The 22,341-nt window shown below is 71.4% G+C and carries 22 protein-coding genes; 17 read left to right on the top strand and 5 right to left on the bottom strand.

Features of this window, described 5'->3' with window-relative positions:
* The first annotated feature begins 12 nt into the window (after positions 1-12).
* The 3 genes from AB0C82_RS01110 (at position 13) to AB0C82_RS01100 (ending at position 2,897) form a co-directional block, all read left to right on the top strand.
* On the top strand, positions 13-1,272 hold the full coding sequence (locus AB0C82_RS01110; protein WP_362835006.1) for a dipeptide ABC transporter ATP-binding protein: 1,260 nt from the start codon (positions 13-15) through the stop codon (positions 1,270-1,272).
* Between the two features lie 19 nt (positions 1,273-1,291).
* On the top strand, positions 1,292-1,951 hold the full coding sequence (locus AB0C82_RS01105) for a trimeric intracellular cation channel family protein (RefSeq protein WP_362835004.1): 660 nt from the start codon (positions 1,292-1,294) through the stop codon (positions 1,949-1,951).
* Between the two features lie 85 nt (positions 1,952-2,036).
* Positions 2,037-2,897 (top strand): thioesterase family protein, encoded by an 861-nt coding sequence (locus AB0C82_RS01100; protein WP_362835002.1) that lies wholly within the window; start codon positions 2,037-2,039, stop codon positions 2,895-2,897.
* A gap of 18 nt (positions 2,898-2,915) precedes the next feature.
* Here the strand turns inward: AB0C82_RS01100 and AB0C82_RS01095 are convergent, their stop codons facing one another.
* Positions 2,916-4,328 (bottom strand): aminopeptidase P family protein, encoded by a 1,413-nt coding sequence (locus AB0C82_RS01095; protein ID WP_362835000.1) that lies wholly within the window; start codon positions 4,326-4,328, stop codon positions 2,916-2,918.
* A gap of 141 nt (positions 4,329-4,469) precedes the next feature.
* Here AB0C82_RS01095 and AB0C82_RS01090 point away from each other — a divergent pair, with 141 nt between their 5' ends.
* Entirely contained in the window at positions 4,470-5,453 is a 984-nt protein-coding gene (locus AB0C82_RS01090; protein ID WP_362834998.1) for a LuxR family transcriptional regulator, read from the top strand.
* A gap of 93 nt (positions 5,454-5,546) precedes the next feature.
* Here the strand turns inward: AB0C82_RS01090 and AB0C82_RS01085 are convergent, their stop codons facing one another.
* Positions 5,547-6,173, bottom strand: coding sequence for a TetR family transcriptional regulator (locus tag AB0C82_RS01085; protein WP_362834996.1), 627 nt, complete (start codon positions 6,171-6,173; stop codon positions 5,547-5,549).
* A gap of 105 nt (positions 6,174-6,278) precedes the next feature.
* Between AB0C82_RS01085 and AB0C82_RS01080 the strand changes: the two genes are divergently transcribed.
* The 3 genes from AB0C82_RS01080 (at position 6,279) to AB0C82_RS01070 (ending at position 8,130) form a co-directional block, all read left to right on the top strand.
* Positions 6,279-6,434, top strand: coding sequence for a hypothetical protein (locus AB0C82_RS01080; RefSeq protein WP_362834994.1), 156 nt, complete (start codon positions 6,279-6,281; stop codon positions 6,432-6,434).
* 34 nt (positions 6,435-6,468) lie between these two features.
* Complete coding sequence (locus tag AB0C82_RS01075) at positions 6,469-6,816, top strand: DUF4190 domain-containing protein (RefSeq protein WP_362834992.1); 348 nt, start codon at positions 6,469-6,471, stop codon at positions 6,814-6,816.
* Between the two features lie 144 nt (positions 6,817-6,960).
* Positions 6,961-8,130 (top strand): cysteine desulfurase family protein, encoded by a 1,170-nt coding sequence (locus tag AB0C82_RS01070; protein ID WP_362834990.1) that lies wholly within the window; start codon positions 6,961-6,963, stop codon positions 8,128-8,130.
* Here the strand turns inward: AB0C82_RS01070 and AB0C82_RS01065 are convergent.
* Positions 8,123-8,815 carry a peptidoglycan recognition family protein gene (locus AB0C82_RS01065; protein WP_362834988.1) on the bottom strand — a complete coding sequence of 231 codons (693 nt, stop codon included), beginning with the start codon at positions 8,813-8,815 and terminating at the stop codon, positions 8,123-8,125. The two genes, AB0C82_RS01070 and AB0C82_RS01065, sit on opposite strands and share 8 nt — an antisense overlap.
* 61 nt (positions 8,816-8,876) lie before the next feature.
* Between AB0C82_RS01065 and mnmA the strand changes: the two genes are divergently transcribed.
* The gene (gene mnmA / locus AB0C82_RS01060) at positions 8,877-10,007 is read left to right on the top strand and encodes a tRNA 2-thiouridine(34) synthase MnmA (RefSeq protein ID WP_362834986.1); all 1,131 of its coding nucleotides are present in this window, start codon (positions 8,877-8,879) and stop codon (positions 10,005-10,007) included.
* Between the two features lie 12 nt (positions 10,008-10,019).
* Here mnmA and AB0C82_RS01055 read toward each other — a convergent pair whose 3' ends face one another.
* Positions 10,020-10,820: an alpha/beta hydrolase gene (locus AB0C82_RS01055; RefSeq protein ID WP_362834984.1), complete on the bottom strand. Its 801-nt coding sequence runs from the start codon at positions 10,818-10,820 to the stop codon at positions 10,020-10,022.
* Between the two features lie 106 nt (positions 10,821-10,926).
* On the bottom strand, positions 10,927-11,262 hold the full coding sequence (locus tag AB0C82_RS01050; RefSeq protein ID WP_362834982.1) for a DUF427 domain-containing protein: 336 nt from the start codon (positions 11,260-11,262) through the stop codon (positions 10,927-10,929).
* 87 nt (positions 11,263-11,349) lie between these two features.
* Here AB0C82_RS01050 and AB0C82_RS01045 point away from each other — a divergent pair, with 87 nt between their 5' ends.
* From AB0C82_RS01045 to gatB, 9 genes are all read left to right on the top strand, one after another.
* A complete protein-coding gene (locus AB0C82_RS01045) occupies positions 11,350-11,889 on the top strand; it encodes a TIGR00730 family Rossman fold protein (RefSeq protein WP_362834980.1) in 540 nt (179 codons plus the stop codon).
* A 29-nt stretch (positions 11,890-11,918) separates the two neighbouring features.
* Complete coding sequence (locus AB0C82_RS01040; protein WP_362834978.1) at positions 11,919-12,608, top strand: SDR family oxidoreductase; 690 nt, start codon at positions 11,919-11,921, stop codon at positions 12,606-12,608.
* A 35-nt stretch (positions 12,609-12,643) separates the two neighbouring features.
* Positions 12,644-13,669, top strand: a complete 1,026-nt coding sequence (locus tag AB0C82_RS01035; RefSeq protein ID WP_362834976.1) for a methionine synthase — start codon at positions 12,644-12,646, stop codon at positions 13,667-13,669.
* Positions 13,670-13,699: 30 nt separating this feature from the next.
* On the top strand, positions 13,700-15,892 hold the full coding sequence (ligA, locus tag AB0C82_RS01030) for an NAD-dependent DNA ligase LigA (RefSeq protein WP_362834974.1): 2,193 nt from the start codon (positions 13,700-13,702) through the stop codon (positions 15,890-15,892).
* Positions 15,893-16,243: 351 nt separating this feature from the next.
* Positions 16,244-18,412 carry a bifunctional diguanylate cyclase/phosphodiesterase gene (locus AB0C82_RS01025; RefSeq protein WP_362834972.1) on the top strand — a complete coding sequence of 723 codons (2,169 nt, stop codon included), beginning with the start codon at positions 16,244-16,246 and terminating at the stop codon, positions 18,410-18,412.
* Between the two features lie 187 nt (positions 18,413-18,599).
* Positions 18,600-18,896, top strand: coding sequence for an Asp-tRNA(Asn)/Glu-tRNA(Gln) amidotransferase subunit GatC (gene gatC, locus AB0C82_RS01020; protein ID WP_003966094.1), 297 nt, complete (start codon positions 18,600-18,602; stop codon positions 18,894-18,896).
* A gap of 5 nt (positions 18,897-18,901) precedes the next feature.
* Positions 18,902-20,404: an Asp-tRNA(Asn)/Glu-tRNA(Gln) amidotransferase subunit GatA gene (gene gatA / locus AB0C82_RS01015; protein WP_362834970.1), complete on the top strand. Its 1,503-nt coding sequence runs from the start codon at positions 18,902-18,904 to the stop codon at positions 20,402-20,404.
* A 5-nt stretch (positions 20,405-20,409) separates the two neighbouring features.
* A complete protein-coding gene (locus AB0C82_RS01010; protein ID WP_362836957.1) occupies positions 20,410-20,643 on the top strand; it encodes a hypothetical protein in 234 nt (77 codons plus the stop codon).
* Positions 20,644-20,659: 16 nt separating this feature from the next.
* Positions 20,660-22,168 (top strand): Asp-tRNA(Asn)/Glu-tRNA(Gln) amidotransferase subunit GatB, encoded by a 1,509-nt coding sequence (gene gatB, locus AB0C82_RS01005; RefSeq protein WP_362834968.1) that lies wholly within the window; start codon positions 20,660-20,662, stop codon positions 22,166-22,168.
* Positions 22,169-22,341: the final 173 nt, after the last annotated feature.

Genomic DNA, 22,341 nt, shown 5'->3' with positions numbered 1-22,341 from the left:
GAGGACAAAGCCGTGACGAGCCAGGACAACAGCGTCGGCGTTCCCGCGCAGCGGGCCGCCGGAGAGGGTGCCTCCCCGGAGGTGCTGCTCCGGGTGAGCGGTCTGAAGAAGCACTTCCCCATCAGGAAGGGCCTGCTCCAGCGCACGACCGGAGCCGTGCGGGCCGTCGACGGGATCGACTTCGAGGTGCACGCGGGGGAGACCCTGGGTGTGGTCGGGGAGTCCGGCTGCGGCAAGTCGACGATGGGCCGGCTGATCACGCGGCTGCTCGAACCCACGGCCGGCACGATCGAGTTCGAGGGCAGGGACATCACGCACCTCGGTGTGGGCGGTATGCGCCCGATGCGCCGGGACATGCAGATGATCTTCCAGGACCCGTACTCCTCGCTGAACCCGCGGCACACGATCGGCACGATCGTCGGAGCCCCCTTCAAGCTCCAGGGCGTCAAGCCCGAGGGCGGCGTCAGGAAGGAGGTGCAGCGGCTGCTGGAGGTGGTCGGCCTCAACCCCGAGCACTACAACCGGTATCCGCACGAGTTCTCCGGCGGCCAGCGTCAGCGCATCGGGATCGCCAGGGCGCTCGCGCTCAACCCGAAACTGGTCGTGGCCGACGAGCCGGTCTCCGCGCTGGACGTCTCGATCCAGGCGCAGGTCGTCAACCTCCTGGACGACCTCCAGACCGAGCTGGGCCTCACCTACGTGATCATCGCCCACGACCTCTCGGTGGTCCGGCACGTCTCGGACCGGATCGCGGTGATGTACCTCGGCAAGATCGTGGAGCTGGCCGACCGCGAGTCGCTCTACAAGGCGCCGATGCACCCGTACACCAAGGCGCTCCTGTCGGCCGTGCCGATCCCCGACCCGAAGCGCCGGTCGGCGAAGAGCGAGCGGATCCTGCTCAAGGGTGACGTCCCGTCGCCCATCTCCCCGCCGAGCGGCTGCCGCTTCCACACCCGCTGCTGGAAGGCGACGGAGGTCTGCTCCGTGCAGGAACCGCCGCTGGTCGCCCTGAAGACCGGGCACCAGGTGGCCTGCCACCACCCGGAGAACGCGCCGGACCAGGTCCCGGGCGACACCGTGCTGGCGACGGCGCGGGAGGCCATCGAGATCGTGGCCCTGAAGAAGGAGCCGGAGCCGGACGCCGCGGAGCCGGCTGCCGGAGCCACCACCGGAGCGGCTTCGCCGGCGCCTGCGGAAGCCGCCGCGGAACCCGCGTCCGAACCCGCGGCTCCGAAGGAGACCCAGGAGCCGGGGGACAGCCCCAAGGAGTAGTACGGGCACAATTGCCCGGGTGCTCCTCGAACTGTTCACGCCCTCCGTCCAGCATGCGCTCGACATCGTCGGAATCTTCGTCTTCGCGATCTCGGGCGCACTGCTCGCCGTACGCAAGAACTTCGATGTCTTCGGCATCGCGGTGCTCGCCGAGGCGACAGCGCTGGGCGGGGGGCTGTTCCGTGACGTGATCATCGGCGCGGTTCCGCCCGCCGCGTTCACGGATCTGGGCTACTTCACCACCCCGCTGCTCGCGGCGGGTCTGGTCTTCTTCCTGCACCCCCACGTCGAGCGCATCCAGGTCGGCGTCAACGTCTTCGACGCCGCCGGTCTCGGGCTCTTCTGCGTCACCGGCACGGTGAAGGCGTACGAGTACGGCCTCGGCCTGACCGCATCGGCGGCCCTGGGGCTCACCACCGCGGTCGGCGGCGGTGTCCTGCGCGACGTACTGGCCAACGAGGTGCCCTCGCTGCTGCGCTGGGACCGCGACCTGTACGCGGTGCCCGCGATCGTCGGGGCCACGATTGTCGCGCTGTGCATCCGCTTCGACGCGCTCGACGCCTTCACCAGTGGTGCGGCCGTGATCACCGCCTTCGCGCTGCGGCTGCTGGCGATGCGCTTCCACTGGCGGGCGCCCCGTGCGTACAACCGCCGCTCGGCGACGGCCGATGAGGGCTGAAGGACGGGGCGGCCCTCAGGGCTGTCACGATCGGGCGAGGCAAAAAGCTACCGCTCAGTAATACAATCGGTGTACCGTGCATCCCATGTCACAGGCAACGCGGACGCAGACGGCGCAGGCAACCATCGGGGACAGCGAGTTCGACCGGGACACCGCTGTCACGCTGCGCGAGGAAGGTGTCTACGACGCGGAACTCTCCGCCGGCTGGACGATCATCCACGCCGTCAACGGCGGTTACCTGCTGGCCATGCTCGGCCGGGCCCTCGGACAGGCGCTCCCGCACGCCGACCCGTTCTCGGTCTCGGCGCACTACCTCACCGCCTCCGAGCCGGGCCCCGCGGTGATCCGTACGCAGGTCGTCCGCACCGGCCGCACGCTCTCCACCGGCCAGGCCTCCCTCTTCCAGTACGCGGAGGACGGCACCGAGACGGAGCGCATCCGCGTCCTCGCCACCTACGGCGACCTGGACGCGCTCACCGACGACATCCGCACCTCGGCGCAGCCGCCCGCGATCCCGCCGCTGGAGAACTGCCTCGGCACGGGCGACGGACCGGCCCCGATCCCCGGCAGCTCCGCGATCACCGAGCGCCTCGCCATCAAGCTCGACCCCGCGACGGTCGGCTGGGCCGTCGGCGCCCCGTCCGGCAAGGGGGAGATGCGCGGCTGGTTCGGCCTGGCGGACGGCCGCGACGCGGACGCGCTCTCCCTGCTGCTCACGGTGGACGCCATGCCGCCGACCTCGTTCGAACTCGGCCTCAAGGGCTGGACGCCCACGATCGAGCTGACGACCCACATCCGCTGCCGCCCGGCCCCCGGACCGCTGCGGGTCTCCATCACCACCCGCAACCTCGCGGGCGGGTTCCTGGAGGAGGACGCGGACGTCTGGGACAGCGCGGGCCGCCTGGTCGCCCAGTCCCGCCAGCTGGCCAGGGCCCCGCGCGGCTGAGGCGGCACACCAGGGAGCTCAGCCCGCCAGGCGGGCCATCCACTCCTCGACGTCGTCCGCCGACCGGGGCAGCCCCGCCGACAGGTTCTCGTGGCCGTCCTCGGTGACGAGCAGGTCGTCCTCGATCCTGACGCCGATGCCGCGCCACTCCTGCGGCACGGTGAGGTCGTCCGGCTGGAAGTACAGGCCGGGCTCGACGGTGAGCACCATGCCGGGCTCCAGCACTCCGTCGACGTACGCCTCGTTCCGGGCCCGCGCGCAGTCGTGGACGTCCAGGCCGAGCATGTGACCGGTGCCCGCCATGGTGAAGCGGCGCTGGAGGCCGAGGTCGTACGCGCGCTCGGCGGGACCCTCGATGAAGCCCCACTCGACCAGCCGGACCGCCAGATGGCGCTGGGCCGCCTCATGGAAGTCGCGGTAGGCGGCACCCGGCTTGACGGCGGCCATCCCGGCTTCCTGGGCCTCGTACACCGCGTCGTACACCGTGCGCTGGAGAGGGGTGAAGGTGCCGTCGATCGGAAGCGTCCGCGTGACGTCGGCGGTGTAGAGGGTGTGCGTCTCCACGCCGGCGTCGAGCAGGAGCAGGTCGCCGGGGCGCACCGGGCCGTCGTTGTCCGTCCAGTGCATGATCGTGGCGTGCTCGCCCGCCGCGCAGATCGAGCCGTAGCCGACGGAGTTGCCCTCCAGCCGGGCGCGGCGGAAGAACGTGCCCTCGATCCACCGCTCGGACGACGCGACCGCCCTGGAGAGCTCGCCGATCACATCGGTGAATCCGCGCACGGTGGAGTCGACCGCCTTGCGGAGCTCGACGGTCTCCCACGCGTCCTTGACGAGACGGAGATCGCTGAGCGCCCCTTCCAGCTCGGCGTCGCGCTCCTCCTCGGACGTGACGGCCGCCTCCAGGGACGGGTCGAGGCCGCGCACGATCCGGGTCGGCGCACCGGAGGCGGCCGCCAGGTCCTCCGGAGCCCTGCGGACGTCGCGGCAGGGCAGGCCGAGCACGAGCTCCGCCTCGGCGAGGGAACGCCTGCGGCCCATCCACAGTTCGGCCGTGGCGCCGGTCCAGAACTCGTCGTCGGTCCTGCTGTCGCGCGGCAGCTGGTAGCAGTACGCGTCGTGGCCGCCGTCCGCGCGGGGTTCGAGGACGAGGGCGCCGTCCCGGGCCCGGTCTCCGGACATGTGCACGTAGCCCGAGTACGGGCGGAACGCGTAGGTGTCGTCGTTCGAGCGGACCTTGAGGTTCCCGGAGGGGATCACGAGGCGCTCACCGGGGAAGAGCGCGGAGAGCGCTTCGCGGCGGACGGCAGCGTACGGAGCCTGCTCGTCGCGCCGCAGGCCGTGCTGCTCGGTGTCCGCCCAGCCCGTCCGCATCAGAGCGGACAGTTCCTCGGAGATCCCTGAGTAGAGACCGTTCTTCCGGCCCTTCGCCACGTCGTACACCTTCCTCTGGAGGGATGGCCGGCAACCGCCGGTGCCAGGACGGTAGGCCGCACGACGCGTGCCCGGTGCCCAGGAGTGCCAGTGGCACGGATCGGCCACCCACGTCCGGGGGCGGCGTCGATAATGCCGCGTATGACGAACGAGAAACTCGGCGACGCCCTTCGGCTCCTGGGAGTCGATCAGGCCGCGGGCCAGGTCTATCTGGCGCTGCTGGAGCTGGCTCCCGCTCCGCTCGTCGACGTGGGGGCCGCAGCCGGTCTGGGCGGCGCGGAACTCACCACGGCGTACGGGGCGCTGGTCGACGCCGGACTGGCGGGCGCCGCGGAGGTGGGTGAGGACGTGGTGGCCCCCGTGCCGCCGGCCGCCGGCCTGGAGGTCCTCGCCCGGCACCGGGCGGCCGAGGTGGAGGAGTCGCGCATCGCCGTCGGGGGCGCGTTCGAGTCGTTCCGGCGGCAGCGCCTCGCCGAGTACGACGATCACCTCGTCGAGGCCGTCACCGGCGACGCCGTCGGCCGCAGGATCCGTCAGGCCTGGGCGAGCGCCCGCACGCAGATCCGGCAGCTCGAATCTCCGCCGTACTTCACCCAGCCCGGCACCACGGAGGACGCGCTGGCCACGCTCGCCCGGGGTGTGACGCAGCGCGTCGTGTACTCGCGGGAGTCGCTGGAGCATCCGGGGCGCCTGAAGGACGTCATCGAACCGTGCGTCAAGGCGGGCGAACAGGCCAGGGTGCTGCCGTCGGTGCCGGTCAAACTCGTGATCATCGACGAGGCGTACGCGCTCGTGTCCCTGTCGATCAGAGAGGCCGACGTGCACCACACCATGCTGGTCGTGCAGCCCTGCGGTCTCCTGTCCGCGCTCATCGCGCTGTTCGAGCAGTCCTGGCAGAACGCCTTGCCGTTCCACGGCCGCACCACCGCCCCTGGTGGCCTGCCGCCCGCCGACCGCCGCCTCCTGTGGCTCCTCGCGGGCGGTGCGAGCGACGAGGTCATCGCCCGTGAACTGGGCGTCAGCCGCCGCACCCTGTTCCGCCGTCTGCAGATCCTGATGGCCCGGCTGGGCGCCGCGAACCGCTTCCAGATGGCCCTGCAGGCGCAGCGCAGCGGATGGCTCTGACCGGTCACGGGTGCGAGCGGCCCCGCCCGCCGCTCCCGTCGGTGGTGCCGATCCCGTGAGCGCCGCGCCCTGGTACGGGCGGTGCGCACTCCTCTACGAGCCCTCGTCCAGCCAGTGCACCCGGCCCAGGGTGACCAGGCGCAACCGGCGGCGGGCCACCCGGATCACCTCGCGCCGGCCCTCGGGTCCCGCCTCCAGGAGGGCGGACGCTGTGAGGACCATGTGGTCCACGTACAGCCCGCCGAGCATCAGCAGGTCCTCCTGGTTCCAGCCCTCCGACTTCGGCTCGGTGGCCAGTGCCGCCGCGACCTCCTCGGCGAACAGGGCGAGCTGGGCGGCGATGGCGGCGCGGACCGGTCCGACGCCCCCGTGCTTCTCGCGGGCGATGAAGCGGAAGTGGGCAGGCTGCTCGTCGACATGGCGCGCTATCAGTTCCACGCTCCGGTCCAGACGGACATCGCTGTCGCCGGTCTCGGCGAGGATCGCGCCGATCATGCCGTGCAGGCTGCCCAGTGTCTCGTCGACCAGGGCCACGCCGAGCGCCGCCGTGTCCTCGAAGTGGCGGTAGAAGGCGGTCGGGGCCACGCCCACCGCGCGCGTCACCTCACGCAGCCCGAGGCTGCTCAGGCTCTGGTGCTCCAGCAGGCCGAGTGCGGCGTCCAGCAGCGCCTGGCGCGTCTTCAGTTTCTGGGCCTGGCGGATGCCGGCGGTGTGACTCATGCCATTCAGTAAACAACCGTTCTCCCAACGAAGGAAGGGTCATGCGGTTTAGGCTGATGAGTCAGTGAACACTCGTACTCTCAAGCGCTCACAGAGAGGCCGCACATGTTTGTCCTCGTCGCCGCACTGCTGCTCCTGGGGATCGTCCTCGGAGCCGTCGCCCATCTCCCGCCCGCCGTGTCGCTGGCCGCCTGCGCCGTGATCGGCGGCTGGCTCGCGGTCTTCGCGGTACGCGAACGCCTCGCCCGCCGGACCCGCTGACCCGTCGTCACCGCTCGCCTCCGAGGAGCCCGTCATGACACTCACCGCATTCGCCCGCCCCGCCGGGAAGCCGGCCGGTGCCCGGCCCGCCGGATCCTCCACGACCACCCCGCCCGCATCGCCGAGCGACACCCGCAGGCCCCGCGGCCGGGAGGCCGACGGCCTCGCCGTCGCCTCCTTCGTGCTCGGACTGACCGGCCTGCTGGTGATGAACATCCTGCTGGGGCCGGTCGCCATCACCATGGCCCTCATCGCTCTGGCGCGTTCCACCGCCCGCCGCGGCCGCGCCCTGCTCGGTCTCGCCCTCGGTATCGCCGACCTCGTCGTCCTGGCCGTCCTCGTCACCGCGAACGGCACGGTCTCCTGGAGCCTCGGAGGCTGACAGCAGGGCCGCGTCGCACGCGCACTCCGCACACCGGACCGGGCTCCGGGGCGGGGTGGACCGTACGGCGCCCGGGCGTGCGGGACGGCCCGCGGTGATGCGCCCGACGCGGGGCACGCCCCGGCTCGTAGAATCGAGCCCACCATGGCTTACCTCGACCACGCCGCGACCACGCCGATGCTTCCGGAAGCGATCGCTGCGATGACCGCCCAGCTCGCCGCGACCGGCAACGCGTCCTCCCTCCACGCCGCCGGGCGCCGGGCCCGCCGTACCGTCGAGGAGTCGAGAGAAGCCCTCGCCGACGCCCTCGGCGCACGGCCCAGCGAGGTGGTCCTCACCTCCGGCGGCACCGAGGCGGACAACCTCGCGGTGAAGGGCCTCTACTGGGCCCGCCGCGACGCCGACCCCCGCCGCACGAGGATCCTCGCCAGCCCCGTCGAACACCACGCCGTACTGGACGCCGTCCACTGGCTCGCCGAACACGAGGGCGCCACCGTCGACTACCTCCCCGTCGACGGCCACGGACGCGTCCACCCCGATGCGCTGCGCGAGGCCGTCGTCCGCGACCCCGACGACGTCGCGATGATCACCGTGATGTGGGCGAACAACGAGATCGGCACCATCATGCCGGTACGTGAACTGGCCGCAGTGGCCCGAGAGTTCGACGTGCCGATGCACGCCGACGCGGTGCAGGCGTTCGGTCAGCTCGAAGTCGACTTCGCCCGCTCGGGACTGGCGGCGATGACCGTCAGCGCCCACAAGATCGGCGGCCCGTTCGGAATCGGGGCGCTGCTCCTGGGCCGCGAGTACACCCCCGTGCCCGTCCTGCACGGCGGCGGACAGGAACGCCATGTGCGCTCCGGCACCCTCGACGTGCCGGCCGTCGCGTCCTTCGCCGTCGCCGGGCGGCTCGCCGCCGAGGGGCGCGAGGACTTCGCCCACCGGATCGGCGCGCTCCGGGACGAGCTCGTGGCAGCCGTGCGCTCGGCCGTGCCCGACGCCGTCCTCGGCGGCGATCCGGCCCCGGGCGGCCGGCTCCCCGCCAACGCCCACTTCACCTTCCCGGGCTGCGAGGGCGACTCCCTCCTCCTGCTCCTGGACGCACAGGGCATCGAATGCTCCACCGGCTCCGCGTGCACGGCCGGCGTCGCCCAGCCCAGCCACGTACTCCTGGCGACCGGCACCGATCCGGACCTGGCCCGCGGCACCCTGCGCTTCTCGCTCGGCCACTCCTCGACCAGGAAGGACGTCGAGGAGGTGGCCCGCGCGATCGGCCCGGCGGTGGAGCGCGCCAGGTCGGCGGGCCTCAGCTAGCGGCGCCCTTCGACGGGGACGGCCGCACCGCCCGGACGAGCTTCAGGTAGCGGTCCCAGTCCCAGTGCGGTCCCGGGTCCGTGTGGTCCGTGCCCGGGACCTCCACGTGCCCGATGATGTGCTCGCGGTCGACGGGGATCCCGTACCGCTCGCATATCGCGGCCGTCAGGCGCGCCGACGACGCGTACATCTCCGGGGTGAGATCCCGGGGACGGTCCACGAACCCCTCGTGCTCGATGCCGATGCTGCGCTCGTTGTAGGAGCGGTTCCCCGCGTGGAACGCCACGTCCAGCTCGCGGATCATCTGCGCCACCCGGCCGTCCTGGCCCACCACGTAATGCGCCGCCGCACCGTGCCCGGGGTCCTGGAAGACCCTGACCGCGCTGCGGAAGCTCCCCTGGGTGACGTGGATGATCACGCGGTCTATGCCGTAGTCGTCGGGGCGGTCCGCCATCCGCCAGTTCGCCTCCGAGGCCGCCACCCACTGGGCCGCCGCGAAGTCCAGCTCTCCCGCCTTACGGGGCTTCCGCACGCCAGGCACCCGCCACCAGACGCGTTTCAGCTCGTCTCGTGCCAGTGCGGCCGTGCCCACGGCCGTCACCGCGCCGCCGATCAGTACAGCGCGCCGGCCGATGCCGCGCGCGGGCTTCGAGCCCTTCGCCGCAGCGCTTCCTCTGGTCCCCATGTGATCGACAACGCTTATCCGCGAGCATTCGGTTCCCGGCGACCCGTACCCTGGTGAGGCTATGACTCAGACTTCTCAGCGCCCCCTCCGTGTCCTCGCCGCCATGTCGGGCGGTGTCGACTCCGCCGTCGCCGCGGCCCGCGCCGCCGAGGCAGGGCACGACGTGACCGGTGTGCACCTCGCCCTTTCCGCGAATCCGCAGTCCTTCCGCACCGGAGCACGCGGCTGCTGCACCATCGAGGACTCCCGTGACGCCCGCCGGGCGGCGGACGTCATCGGCATCCCCTTCTACGTCTGGGACCTGGCGGAACGCTTCCGCGAGGACGTCGTGGAGGACTTCGTCGCCGAGTACGAGGCGGGCCGCACCCCCAACCCGTGCCTGCGCTGCAACGAGAAGATCAAGTTCGCCGCGCTCCTGGACAAGGCCCTCGCCCTCGGCTTCGACGCCGTGTGCACCGGCCACTACGCCACCGTCGTGCTGAACGAGGACGGCAGCCGCGAACTTCACCGCGCGTCCGACATGGCCAAGGACCAGAGCTACGTGCTCGGGGTCCTGGACGAGAAGCAGCTCGCCCACGCGATGTTCCCGCTCGGTGACACCCTCACCACCAAGGAGGAGATCCGCGCCGAGGCCGAGCGCCGCGGTCTGGCCGTCGCGAAGAAGCCCGACAGCCACGACATCTGCTTCATCGCCGACGGCGACACCCAGGGCTTCCTCGCCGACCGCCTGGGCGGCAAGGCGGAGGGCGACATCCTCGACGAGGCGGGCGCCAAGCTCGGCACGCACGACGGCGCCTTCGGATTCACCATCGGCCAGCGCAAGGGCCTGCGGATCGGGCACCCCGCCGCGGACGGCAAGCCGCGCTACGTCCTGGACATCTCCCCGGTGAACAACACCGTGACGGTGGGCCCGGTCGAGGCCCTCGACGTCACCGCGCTGACGGCCATCAGGCCCCGCTGGTGCGGCACGCCCCCGTCGGGCCCCGGTACGTACACGGCGCAGCTGCGAGCCCACGGCGGCGAGACCGAGGCCGGTGCCGAACTGATCGACGGCACGCTGCACGTCTCGTTCACCGAGCCGGTACGTGGCGTGGCCCCCGGCCAGGCTGTCGTGCTGTACGACGGGACGCGGGTGGTCGGCTCGGCCACCATCGCGACGACAGTGCGCCGGGAGACCGCCCGGGCGAGCTGACCGCCCGCCGGGTCACGAGGCTTGGGGCAGGTACGCGTCCTTCCCGAAGAAGTCCGCGAGGACGGGGGCGATCACCTGGGGAGCCAGCTCGCGCGTCTGACCCGTCAGGGTGCGGTGACGGCCCCTGGGGACCGCGTCCGCGAGGGCGTGGGCCGTCGTACGGACCTGCGCGGGGCTGAAGCCGCCGCAGACCACCAGGGTGCGGGCCGTGACGGACGCGAGCCGGTCCGACGGTACGGCGCCGTCACCGAGCAGGGCGTCGTCGTACGCGAGAGTGTGGGCCACCGACTCCAGGCCGCGCCACAGGGGCGCGGACCGCATCCGGCCGATCGTCTCCTGTCCGACGCCCGTCATGGACAGGAACAGCTCCACGGCCCCGCCCCGGTCGCCCGCCGACAGCAGTCGGTGCAGGCGCGCGGTGCAGCGGGCCTTGAACAGCAGACCGCCCGGTCCCGGCGTGTACGGCGGCTCGTACACCGCCAGCAGGCCGACGGGCAGACCCGCCGCCTGGGCCTCCAGGGCCAGCGCCCCGCCGGAGAGCATCCCGAAGACCGATGCGGCGCCGCCCACCGCCCCGATCAGTGCGGCCAGGTCCTCGATCTCGCGCCGCACCGAGTACGGCCCGCCGTCACCACTGGAGCCGCGCCCCCGGCGGTCGTACGTGACGACCGTGAAGTGCGGCGCCAGCAGGGATGCCAGCGGAGCGTCGGTCGCCGCGGTGCTCAGCGCCCCGCCGACCAGGATCAGCGGCGGCCCGCCGCCCTGGCGGCGGTACGCGATCGTGGTGCCGTCGCGCGAGGGAGTCTTGTCCATGTGAGGGTGGACCGCGCCGCCCGCGGAAACTCATCGCTGCGGCCGAGAAGTTCTCGGAGAACTTCAATTCCCATGACGGGCAGGCGTGCTGACGGACGGTCGGTGATCAATCGGCGACGATCTCGGTGTCGTAGAAGCAGAAGTGGTCCTTGATCGCGGCGACTTCGGGTCTGGGATCCGGATAGGCCCACACCAGGTCCGTGGCGCCGGGCCGCGACCAGTAGGAGGCGTCGCCCTTGAACGGACAGTGCGTACGGGAGTCCGAAGGCGTCAGCAGCTCCGTACGGACGTCGTCGGGCGGCAGGTAGTAGCGGACCGGGCAGCCCGTCTCGCGCAGCACGAGCGGGCGCCGGCTCTCGGCGAGCACCTGTCCGTCGCGCACCGCCCGCACGTGCTCGGTTCCGGGCTCCACGGTGATGCGGTGTCCTCGCAGGGAAGTCATACGGACAACAGCGGCGGGAGCGGCCGGATTCTTCCCCGCCCGCACCCCACCCCTGTGAACTGCCGGTGCGGCTCGTACCGTGAGCGCATGAACATCTGTGTCTTCCTCTCCGCCGCCGACCTCGACGTCCGCTACACCCGGCCCGCCCGGGAATTCGCCGAACTGCTCGGCAAGGGAGGGCACACCCTGGTCTGGGGAGGCTCCGAGAGCGGACTCATGAAGGTCGTCGCCGACGGCGTGCAGGAGTCCGGCGGGCGGCTCGTCGGCGTATCGGTGGACTTCCTGGCCGCCAAGGCGCGCGTGAACGCCGACGAGATGGTGATCGCGCGCGACCTGGCCGAGCGCAAGGCCCTGCTGCTGGAGAAGTCCGACGCCGTCGTGATCATGGTCGGCGGGACGGGGACGCTGGACGAGGCCACGGAGATCCTGGAGCTCAAGAAGCACGGCAAGCACACCAAGCCCGTCGTCCTGCTGAACACCGCCGGCTTCTACGACGGGCTGCGCGAGCAGTTCCGGCGCATGGAGGAGGAGGGCTTCCTGCCGATGCCGCTCACCGACCTGGTCTTCTTCGCGGAGGACGGCGTGGGTGCCCTCGCCTATCTGGAGGAGTCCGCCGGGGTGCGATGACGGGACCGGGTGATGGGAGCATGGGTGCCATGCCTACTCATCTCATCACCGGTGCCGGTTCCGGCATCGGGGCAGCCGTCGCCCGCCGCCTCCAGGAGCGCGGTGACGAACTCTGGCTGCTGGCCCGCGACGCGGGCCGCGCCAGGGAGCTGGCCGCCCTGTACCCGGGTGCGCGCACGCTCGTCGGCGACCTCGGCAACCCCGACCGTCTCTCCTGGGCGTTCGGGCAGCAGACCATGCCGGACCGGCTCGACTCGCTCCAGCACATCGCGGGCGTCGTCGAGCTCGGCCCGATCGGCGACCTGACGCCCAAGGCATGGCACTTCCAGCTCAACGCCAACCTGGTCGCCCCCGCGGAGATCACCCGCCTGCTGCTGCCGCAGCTGCGCGTGAGCCAGGGCCACGTCCTCTTCGTCAACTCGGGCGCCGGGCTCAACGCGCACGCAGAGTGGGGCGCGTACGCGGCGAGCAAGCACGGCCTGAAGGCCCTCGCCGACTCGCTGCGCCACGAGGAGCACGGCAACGGCGTACGGGTGACCTCCGTCTACCCGGGCCGCACGGCGAGCCCCATGCAGGCGAAGGTCCACCAACAGGAGGGCAAGGAGTACGACGCCTCGCGCTGGATCGACCCCGAGTCGGTGGCCGCCACGATCCTGATGGCCATCGACCTGCCGCGCGACGCCGAGGTCAACGACCTGACGGTCCGCCCCGGCCGCTGACGGAGCCTGCCGGGTGTGGGCCGTAGGCTTCCGGCGTGAGCGAGAAGAGCAAGTTCAGCGGGTGCCCGGCCACCGGAATCGGGTCCATGCCGGGAGGCGACGCCCGGGAGGCGGCCAGGACCGTCACCGGGTCCTTCGCCGACGGCCAGGGAATGCCGTATCTGGCGGAACTGCCCGCCCGCGGCCCCGGCGCCGACATGACCGGGCGGACCATCGGGATGCTCGTCGAGATGTTCGGCCACGTCGAGCCGAGCGGATGGCGCATCAGTGACCGGCCGGGGCGCGACACCCGCCGGGCCCGCTCCTGGCTCGGCGAGGACCTGGACGCGCTGGAGGAGTTCACCCAGGGCTACGAGGGGCTGGTCAAGGTCCAGGCCGTCGGCCCGTGGACGCTGGCCGCCGGACTGGAACTGCGGGGCGGCGAGGCCATGCTCGGGGACCCGGGCGCCTGCCGTGACCTGGCGGGTTCGCTGGCCGAGGGGCTGCGCGGGCACCTCGCCGACGTGCGGCGCAGGGTGCCGGGCGCCGAGGTGGTGCTCCAGCTCGACGAGCCCTCCCTGACCGCCGTGCTGCTGGGGCGGGTCAGGTCGGCCAGCGGCTACCGCACCTACCGGGCCGTGGACCGGCAGGTCGTGGAGGCGGGGCTGCGTGACGTGCTGGCGGTGAACGGGGAGGCACCGACCGTCGTCCACTCGTGCGCGCCCGAGGTGCCCCTCGCGCTGCTGCGCCGGGCAGGCGCGGACGCCGTCTCGCTCGACTTCTCACTCCTCACCGAGCGTGAGGAGGAGGCGATCGGGGAAGCCGTCGAGGGCGGCACCCAGCTGTTCCTGGGCGTGGTGCCCGGCACCGACGCGGCCTCGGACGGATTGTCGGACCCTGGCGGTAGCGTCATGGGTGTCAGGACGCTGTGGAGCAGGCTGGGGCTGAATCCGGGGACTCTCGCCGAGTCCGTCGTGCTCACTCCGTCGTGCGGGCTCGCGGGGGCTTCGCCCGCGTACGCGCGTGCCGCGCTCGCCCACTGCGCCCGGGCCGCGAGATCGCTCGCAGACAACCCTGAGTAACGGGGCACGGGTCAACGGGAGGACAGGACGATGGCCGGCGAAGAGCAGGCGCAGCAGATCGCGGTGCCGGCGGAGGCGCAGGAGCGGCACGCACTCCTTGCCGAGCAGGTCGAGGAGCACCGCTTCCGGTACTACGTGAAGGACCAGCCGGTCGTCAGCGACGCCGAGTTCGACCGGCTGATGCGCGAGCTGGAAGAGATCGAGGAGCGGTATCCGCAGCTGCGTACGCCGGATTCACCGACCCAGAAGGTAGCCGGGCCGTACCGCACGGAGTTCACCTCCGTCGAGCACCGCGAACGGATGCTCTCGCTGGACAACGCCTTCGACGACCTGGAGCTGGCGGCCTGGGCGGAGCGCGTCGCCAGGGACGTCGGCACCGGCGGATACCACTTCCTGTGCGAGCTCAAGGTGGACGGCCTCGCCGTCAACCTCACCTACGAGCACGGCAGGCTGACCCGCGCGGCGACCCGTGGCGACGGCCGCACGGGCGAGGACATCACCCCCAACGTCCGTACGATCGCCGAGATCCCGCACCGGCTGCGGGGTGAGCGGATTCCGGAGCTGGTCGAGATCCGCGGGGAGGTGTTCTTCCCCATGGAGGCCTTCGAAGGGCTCAACGCCCGGCTGGTGGAGGCCGGCGACAAACCCTTCGCCAATCCGCGCAACGCCGCGGCGGGCTCCCTGCGCCAGAAGGAGCCCAAGGTCACCGCCTCCCGCCCGCTGCACATGGTGGTGCACGGCATCGGGGCCCGTGAGGGCTTCGACATCGACCGGCTGTCGCAGGCCTACGAACTGCTGCGGGAGTGGGGCCTGCCCACAGCCAGGCACAACAAGGTCGTCGACTCCATCGACGGCGTAAGGGAGTTCATCGCCCACTTCGGCGAGCACCGGCATTCGGTGGAGCACGAGATCGACGGCGTCGTCGTCAAGCTCGACGAGATCCCGCTCCAGGGCCGGCTGGGCTCCACCTCGCGCGCCCCGCGCTGGGCGATCGCCTGGAAGTACGCGCCGGAGGAGGTCAACACCAAGCTGGTGAACATCCGGGTCGGTGTCGGTCGCACCGGCCGGGTCACCCCGTATGCCCAGGTCGAGCCGGTCGAAGTGGCCGGTTCCGAGGTCGAGTTCGCCACCCTGCACAACCAGAACGTGGTGAGGGCGAAGGGCGTCCTCATCGGTGACACCGTGGTGCTGCGCAAGGCGGGCGACGTCATCCCGGAGATTCTGGGACCGGTCGTGGACCTGCGCGACGGCAGCGAGCGGCCGTTCGTGATGCCGTCGGAGTGCCCCGAGTGCGGGACCGCGCTGCGCCCGATGAAGGAGGCCGACATCGACCTCCGCTGCCCCAACGCACGTTCCTGCCCGGCCCAGTTGCGTGAACGCGTCGCCTATCTCGCGGGCCGCAAGTGCCTGGACATCGACCACTTCGGTTATGTGGCGGCGGCGGCCCTGACCAAGCCGCTGGAGCCGGCCGAGCCGCCCCTGCTGGACGAGGGCGACCTCTTCGGTCTGACGGTGGAGCAGTTGCTGCCGATCCGGGCCTATGTCCTGGACCAGGACAGCGGACTGCCCAAGCGCGACCCGAAGACCGGCGAGGAGAAGATCGCGACGGTCTTCGCCAACCAGCAGGGCGAGCCGAAGAAGAACGCCCTGGCGATGCTGGAGGGCATCGCCGCCGCCAGGACCGCGCCGCTGGCCCGCATCCTCACCGGGCTCTCGATCCGGCACGTCGGTCCGGTCGCCGCCGAGGAGCTGGCCCGCCAGTTCCGTTCCATCGACCGGATCGACGAGGCGTCGCAGGAGGAGCTGGCCGCGGCCGACGGGGTGGGTCCCATCATCGCCGCCTCGGTCAAGGAGTGGTTCGCGCAGGACTGGCACCGCGAGATCCTGCGCAAGTGGCGGGAGTCCGGCGTCCGGATGGAGGACGAGGGTGCGGGGGAGGACGAGGGTCCGCGCCCGCTGGAAGGGCTCACCGTCGTCGTGACCGGCACGCTGGCCTCCCACACCCGGGACGGCGCCAAGGAGGCACTCCAGAGCCGGGGGGCGAAGGTCACCGGATCCGTCTCCAAGAAGACCTCCTTCGTGGTGGTGGGCGACAACCCGGGCTCCAAGTTCGACAAGGCGATGCAGCTGAAGGTGCCCGTGCTCGACGAGGGCGGCTTCGCCGTCCTGCTCGGACAGGGCCCCGACGCGGCGCGTGAGGCAGCGCTTCCGGCCGGGGGATGACCGCGTATCCCTACCTGACCCGATATCCGACCGGGCTCCGGACCGATCGATATGCCATCGACACGCCGTCAGTGAGTGGCCGCGGGGGGAGAGGGGAAGAAGGCGGACAAGAGGGCGCGGGTGGCCCCGGCTTGTCGGCCGATGTCACCCGTTCGGCGCATAGCAGAGGCTGACGGGCCGTCGGTTCGCATTCGGGCAAGAGCTGTAGAGCGCTGCCCGTGGAGGCCTTATGCGGCCTACTGTTGAACGTGCACCTGCCGTGCACGGCTGCGTGGTGGGAAATGGGCCGTAGCGCCATGACAGCGGCGGCCATGGCGTGACATCTGCACTGCCGGCTGTGAGAGGGACGGAATGAAACCGACCGAGAGCGCCTCACCGGTGTCGCGCCTGCAAGGTTTCGTCGGCCTCACTCCCCGGGTGGGAGCCGTCGTTGTGGCGATCGCGGCCATCCAGCTCGCGACCGGGTTCTACCGCACGGTGCAGGACCGGCACGCACTCTTCCCGGACGGTACGGCAGGCTGGTCGCTCGCTCTGCTGACCGGAATCATCGTCGGTCATCTGGTCGCGCTCGGACGCGACCGCTGGTGGGGCGGCACCGGTTCGGGGGCCGCCCTCACTCTGGCCGTACTGCTCGTCTACGGCTGGGTGCCCGCCGGTCTGGTCAGCCTGGTCGTCGTGGTGCTGGTCGGGACGGCCCGCCGCCACCGCTGGTGGCAGGGGATGCTCCACGGCGCCGTCGACATACTCGGCATCGGCGCCGCCGCGCTCGTCCTGGCCGCCTTCGGCGAGGTGCCGACCGTGGAACGGCCCTGGCGGCCACTCGACTGGGGCATCGACGCCCTGCCGGAAGTCCTGCTCGCCGCCTCCACCTATCTCCTGGCGACCCGGGTCCTGCTGTGGTACGCCAGGGCGCAGCAGGGCGGGGGACTGCCGACGATCGCCCGCACGGCGCTGCTGCGCCAGGGGCTGGTGGCGGTCGCCCTGCTCGGTATCGCCCCGCTGATCTGCGTCGTCGCGGTCGCCATGCCGATCCTGCTGCCGCTCTTCGCGGTTCCGCTGATCGCCCTGGACTCCACGCTCTGGATCGCCCGCGCACGGGCCGAGGAGCAGCTGCGGGACCCGCTGACCGGACTTCCCAACCGCCAGTGGCTCCTGGAGAGGACCTGGACGGCGCTCGAGGAGGCCGAGAGCGTCGGCTCGCGGTCGGCGCTCGTCCTCATCGACCTCGACCGGTTCCGGGCCGTCAACGACACCCTGGGTCATCTGGCCGGGGACCGGCTGCTCCTGCAGATAGCGGACCGGCTGCGGCTGGCGCTGCCCCGCGGGGCGGAGGTCGCGCGGCTGGGCGGCGACGAGTTCGCCGTACTGCTGCCGGCCGCGGACTCCACGACGAGCGCCCAGCGGGTCGCCCGTCACCTGGTCGCTGAGCTGTCCTCGCCGCTCGACCTCGACGGCCTCACGCTGGTGCTGGAGGCGAGCGCGGGCGTCGCCGTCTATCCCGATCACGCGCTGGACGCCGAGGGCCTGCTCAGACGGGCGGACGTGGCGATGTACCAGGCCAAGCGGGACCGTACGGGCGTCGAGGTGTACGAGTCGAAGCGTGACAGCAACACCCCGGACCGGCTCGGTCTCCTCGGCGACCTGCGCCGCGCCCTGGACGCGGGCGAGGTGGAGCTTCACTACCAGCCGAAGGTGCGTTTCGACGGCCAGGTCGCCGGTCTGGAGGCCCTGGTGCGCTGGGTGCATCCGGAGCGCGGACGGGTCCCCCCGGACGAGTTCATCGCGATCGCCGAGTCCTCGGGCCTGATGCCGCACCTCACCGAGTACGTCCTGGAGACGGCGCTGGCCCAGGTCGCCCGCTGGCGGGCCCAGGGGCTGTACGTCCCGGTCGCGGTCAACGTCTCCCCGCGCGACGTCCACACGCCGGGCTTCGCGGGCAGCGTCGCCGCCCGGCTCGCACGGCACGGGGTGCCGGCCGGCGCCCTTCAGCTGGAGATAACGGAACACGTGCTCCTGGAGGACCCGCAGCGCGCCGCCGACACGCTCGCCGGGCTGACCGGACACGGCGTGAAGATGTCCCTGGACGACTTCGGCACCGGCTACTCCTCACTGGTCCACCTGCGGAAGCTGCCGGTCAGCGAACTGAAGATCGACCGCTCGTTCGTCGCGCGGCTGGCCGTGGACCACGAGGACGCGGAGATCGTCCGCTGCACCATCGACCTGGCCCACTCGCTCGGCCTGCTGGTCGTGGCGGAGGGCGTCGAGGACGACGAGACCTGGGAGCGGCTGCGGGACCTGCACTGCGACGCGGTCCAGGGCTGGCTGGTGGCGGCCGCGATGCCGCCCCAGGAGACGACGGCCTGGCTGCGGGCGCGCGGCGAGCACGGCTGGCGGCGTCCCGCGGAGCTGGAGGCCGCGGCCAGGGCAGCGGCGGCGGGTGCGGCGGGAGGGGTGGCAGGGGTCCCCGAGCTGGAGCACCGGCCCACGGGGCGAGCGGTGTCCGGCCCCGCGACGGCCTGACGCGGCGGGGCGTGCGGGCGGGCCCGCGAGGGGACCCGTGGTGGGCGCTTTGTCCTCAATCGCCGCAAGCGCCTCAGCGGGTGGCAGGGGCTGCCTGACGGGCCTGCCCGGGCGGGCTTGAAATCGTGACGCGGGCGACCCCATAGGATTGGGCCAAAACCACACACCGAACCCTGAGGATCGCTGCATGCCTGGCATCACGCGCGAGGAGGTCGCCCACCTCGCCCGGCTGGCGCGTCTGGAGCTGAAGGGCGAAGAGCTCGATCACTTCGCCGGTCAGCTCGACGACATCATCGGCGCGGTCGCCCGCGTCTCCGAGGTCGCCGACCAAGACGTACCGCCGACCTCCCACCCGCTGCCGCTGACCAACGTCATGCGCGCGGACGAGGTCCGTCCGTCGCTCACCCCCGCGCAGGCGCTCTCCGGCGCCCCGGCCCAGGAGCAGCAGCGTTTCAAGGTGCCGCAGATCCTGGGGGAGGACTAAAAGTCATGACGGACATCAGCACCATCATCAAGCTGACCGCAGCCGAGATCGCCGCGAAGATCGCTTCGGGCGAGCTCACGGCCGTCGAGGTCACCGAGGCCCACCTGGCCCGGATCGACGCGATCGACGAGAAGGTCCACGCCTTCCTGCACGTCGACCGCGAGGGCGCGCTCGCGCAGGCCCGCGCCGTCGACGCGAAGAAGGCCGCGGGCGAGAAGCTCGGCCCGCTGGCCGGCGTCCCGCTCGCGCTGAAGGACATCTTCACCACGAAGGACATGCCGACCACCGTGGGATCGAAGATCCTCGAGGGGTGGATCCCGCCGTACGACGCGACGCTGACCCAGAAGCTCAGGGCCGCCGACGTCGTCATCCTCGGCAAGACCAACATGGACGAGTTCGCCATGGGGTCCTCCACCGAGAACAGCGCCTACGGCCCCACCGGCAACCCGTGGGACCTCACCCGGATCCCGGGCGGCTCGGGCGGCGGCTCCTCGGCCGCGCTCGCGTCCTACGAGGCCCCGCTCGCCATCGGTACGGACACCGGCGGTTCCATCCGCCAGCCCGCGTCCGTCACCGGCACCGTCGGCGTCAAGCCCACCTACGGCGGCGTCTCCCGGTACGGCATGGTGGCGTTCTCCAGCTCCCTCGACCAGGGCGGCCCCTGCGCCCGTACGGTCCTGGACGCGGCCCTGCTCCACGAGGTCATCGCGGGACACGACCCGATGGACTCCACGTCCATCGACGCCCCCGTCCCGCCGGTCGTCGAGGCCGCCCGCAACGGCTCCGTCGAGGGAATGCGCGTCGGCGTCGTGAAGCAGTTCTCGGGCGAGGGCTACCAGGCCGGTGTCGTCCAGCGCTTCAACGAGTCGGTCGAGCTGCTGAAGTCGCTCGGTGCCACGATCGTGGAGCTGGACTGCCCGTCCTTCGACCTCGCGCTGTCGGCGTACTACCTGATCGCGCCGTCGGAGTGCTCGTCGAACCTGGCCCGCTTCGACGCCATGCGTTACGGCCTGCGGGTCGGCGACGACGGTACGAAGTCCGCCGAGGAGGTCACCGCGCTCACCCGCGAGGCCGGCTTCGGCGACGAGGTCAAGCGCCGCATCATCCTCGGTACGTACGCGCTCAGCTCCGGCTACTACGACGCGTACTACGGCTCGGCCCAGAAGGTCCGCACGCTGATCACGCAGGACTTCGAGAAGGCGTTCGAGCAGGTGGACGTCATCGTCTCGCCGACGACGCCCACCACCGCCTTCCCGATCGGCGAGCGTGCCGACGACCCGATGGCGATGTACCTCGCGGACCTGTGCACCATTCCGACCAACCTCGCCGGCAACTCCGCCATGTCGCTGCCCTGCGGCCTGGCCCCCGAGGACGGGCTTCCGGTGGGGCTCCAGATCATCGCTCCCGCCATGAAGGACGACCGGCTGTACAAGGTCGGAGCCGCCGTCGAGGCCGCCTTCGTGGAACAGTGGGGGCACCCGCTGCTTGAGGAGGCTCCGTCGCTGTGAGTGCAATGGCAAAGAAGGCCACGAACTTCAAGAAGTCGAAGACCGGGCTGTACGTATCGCTCGGCAGCACCGCGTTCGGCGCGATCAGCGTCGCCAAGCAGGCGAAGCTCGCGCGCAACGACAACGACGTGCTGCGCCTGATCGACGCCGCGGTGTCCGCCGCGGCCATCGTCACCGGCCTCGCGATCCTCTATCGCGAACTGAAGCGTCTCGGCGACGACGACGTCCTGCTGGGCTGAGAGGGAAAGTTTCACCGTGACTGTCATTGACCTGGAGTCGTACGAGGACGCCCTCGCGACGTACGACCCCGTCATGGGCCTCGAAGTCCATGTCGAGCTCGGCACCAAGACCAAGATGTTCTGCGGCTGCTCCACAGAGCTCAAGCAGGACGCCAACTCGCAGACCTGCCCGGTCTGTCTCGGGATGCCCGGCGCCCTGCCGGTCGTCAACGAGATCGGCGTCGAGTCCGCGATCAAGATCGGCCTCGCGCTGAACTGCGAGATCGCCGAATGGTGCCGCTTCGCCCGGAAGAACTACTTCTATCCGGACATGCCGAAGAACTTCCAGACCTCCCAGTACGACGAGCCGATCGCCTTCGACGGCTATCTGGACGTCCAGCTGGAGGACGGCGAGATCTTCCGTGTGCAGATCGAGCGCGCCCACATGGAGGAGGACACGGGCAAGTCGACGCACGTCGGCGGTGCCACCGGCCGTATCCACGGCGCGTCCCACTCCCTGCTCGACTACAACCGTGCGGGCATCCCCCTCATCGAGATCGTCACCAAGCCGATCGAGGGTGCCGGCGCACGCGCCCCCGAGGTCGCCAAGGCGTACGTCGCCGAGCTCCGTGAGCTCATCAAGGCGCTCGGTGTCTCGGAAGCCCGGATGGAAATGGGCCAGATGCGCTGCGACGTGAACCTGTCGCTGAGGCCCCACGGCCGGGAGGCGTTCGGTACGCGCTCCGAGACGAAGAACGTGAACTCCCTGCGTTCCGTCGAGCGTGCCGCCCGCTTCGAGATCCAGCGCCACGCCGCGGTGCTGAACTCCGGCGGAACGATCGTGCAGGAGACCCGGCACTTCCACGAGGAGGACGGCTCCACCACGGCCGGCCGCATCAAGGACAACGCCGAGGACTACCGCTACTTCCCGGAGCCGGACCTCGTGCCCGTCGCCCCGGCCCGCGAATGGGTCGAGGAGCTCCGCAAGGGCCTCCCGGAGCTGCCGCGGCTGCGCCGCGCGCGGCTCAAGGAGGAGTGGGGTGTCTCCGAGCACGACATGCAGTCCATCCTCAACGCCGGCGCGGTCGACCTGATCGTCGCCACGACCGAGGCGGGCGCTCCGGCCGACCAGGCCCGCAAGTGGTGGATGGGCGAGCTCGCCCGTAACGCCAACGAGACCGGCCGTGCCCTCGACGAACTGGGTGTCACCCCTGCCCAGGTCGCCAGGGTCGCCGAGCTCGTCGTCAAGGGCGACCTCAACGACAAGCTGGCACGCCAGGTCCTGGAGGGCGTCCTCGCGGGCGAGGGCGACCCGGACGCGGTCGTCGAGAAGCGCGGTCTGAAGGTCGTCTCGGACGAGGGCGCTCTGGGCACGGCCGTGGACGAGGCCATCGCCGCGAACGCGGCCATCGCGGACAAGATCCGCGGCGGCAAGGTCGCGGCCGCCGGCGCACTCGTCGGCGCGGTCATGAAGGCCACGCGCGGCCAGGCGGACGCGGCCCGCGTGCGTGAGCTGATCCTGGAGAAGCTCGGCGTCGAAGGCTGACCTTCCGGCGTACCGGCTGCGCGAAGGGCGGTGCACCCCGATTTCCGGGGGCACCGCCCTTTCGCGCGCTCCGGGTCACCGCTCCCGCGTACGCGCCGGAATCCGGGGTGGACGTGGACTTTCGGGGTGGCTTCTCGGACGTTCATCGCTGTGCCGTTCGGCGGTCTTCAGGC

The organism is Streptomyces sp. NPDC048560 (assembly GCF_040650955.1).
Taxonomy (GTDB): domain Bacteria; phylum Actinomycetota; class Actinomycetes; order Streptomycetales; family Streptomycetaceae; genus Streptomyces.
This window is presented reverse-complemented; position numbering and strand designations above follow the sequence as displayed.

Bases quoted from the DNA above. Each gene is read 5' to 3' on its own strand.
- AB0C82_RS01100 (WP_362835002.1), top strand. From the start codon at position 2,037: ATGTCACAGGCAACGCGGACGCAGACGGCGCAGGCAACCATCGGGGAC.
- AB0C82_RS01090 (WP_362834998.1), top strand. From the start codon at position 4,470: ATGACGAACGAGAAACTCGGCGACGCCCTTCGGCTCCTGGGAGTCGAT.
- AB0C82_RS01085 (WP_362834996.1), bottom strand. From the start codon at position 6,173: ATGAGTCACACCGCCGGCATCCGCCAGGCCCAGAAACTGAAGACGCGC.
- AB0C82_RS01080 (WP_362834994.1), top strand. From the start codon at position 6,279: ATGTTTGTCCTCGTCGCCGCACTGCTGCTCCTGGGGATCGTCCTCGGA.
- AB0C82_RS01075 (WP_362834992.1), top strand. From the start codon at position 6,469: ATGACACTCACCGCATTCGCCCGCCCCGCCGGGAAGCCGGCCGGTGCC.
- AB0C82_RS01070 (WP_362834990.1), top strand. From the start codon at position 6,961: ATGGCTTACCTCGACCACGCCGCGACCACGCCGATGCTTCCGGAAGCG.
- AB0C82_RS01065 (WP_362834988.1), bottom strand. From the start codon at position 8,815: ATGGGGACCAGAGGAAGCGCTGCGGCGAAGGGCTCGAAGCCCGCGCGC.
- mnmA (WP_362834986.1), top strand. From the start codon at position 8,877: ATGACTCAGACTTCTCAGCGCCCCCTCCGTGTCCTCGCCGCCATGTCG.
- AB0C82_RS01055 (WP_362834984.1), bottom strand. From the start codon at position 10,820: ATGGACAAGACTCCCTCGCGCGACGGCACCACGATCGCGTACCGCCGC.
- AB0C82_RS01050 (WP_362834982.1), bottom strand. From the start codon at position 11,262: ATGACTTCCCTGCGAGGACACCGCATCACCGTGGAGCCCGGAACCGAG.
- AB0C82_RS01045 (WP_362834980.1), top strand. From the start codon at position 11,350: ATGAACATCTGTGTCTTCCTCTCCGCCGCCGACCTCGACGTCCGCTAC.
- AB0C82_RS01040 (WP_362834978.1), top strand. From the start codon at position 11,919: ATGCCTACTCATCTCATCACCGGTGCCGGTTCCGGCATCGGGGCAGCC.
- ligA (WP_362834974.1), top strand. From the start codon at position 13,700: ATGGCCGGCGAAGAGCAGGCGCAGCAGATCGCGGTGCCGGCGGAGGCG.
- AB0C82_RS01025 (WP_362834972.1), top strand. From the start codon at position 16,244: ATGAAACCGACCGAGAGCGCCTCACCGGTGTCGCGCCTGCAAGGTTTC.
- gatC (WP_003966094.1), top strand. From the start codon at position 18,600: ATGCCTGGCATCACGCGCGAGGAGGTCGCCCACCTCGCCCGGCTGGCG.
- gatA (WP_362834970.1), top strand. From the start codon at position 18,902: ATGACGGACATCAGCACCATCATCAAGCTGACCGCAGCCGAGATCGCC.
- AB0C82_RS01010 (WP_362836957.1), top strand. From the start codon at position 20,410: ATGGCAAAGAAGGCCACGAACTTCAAGAAGTCGAAGACCGGGCTGTAC.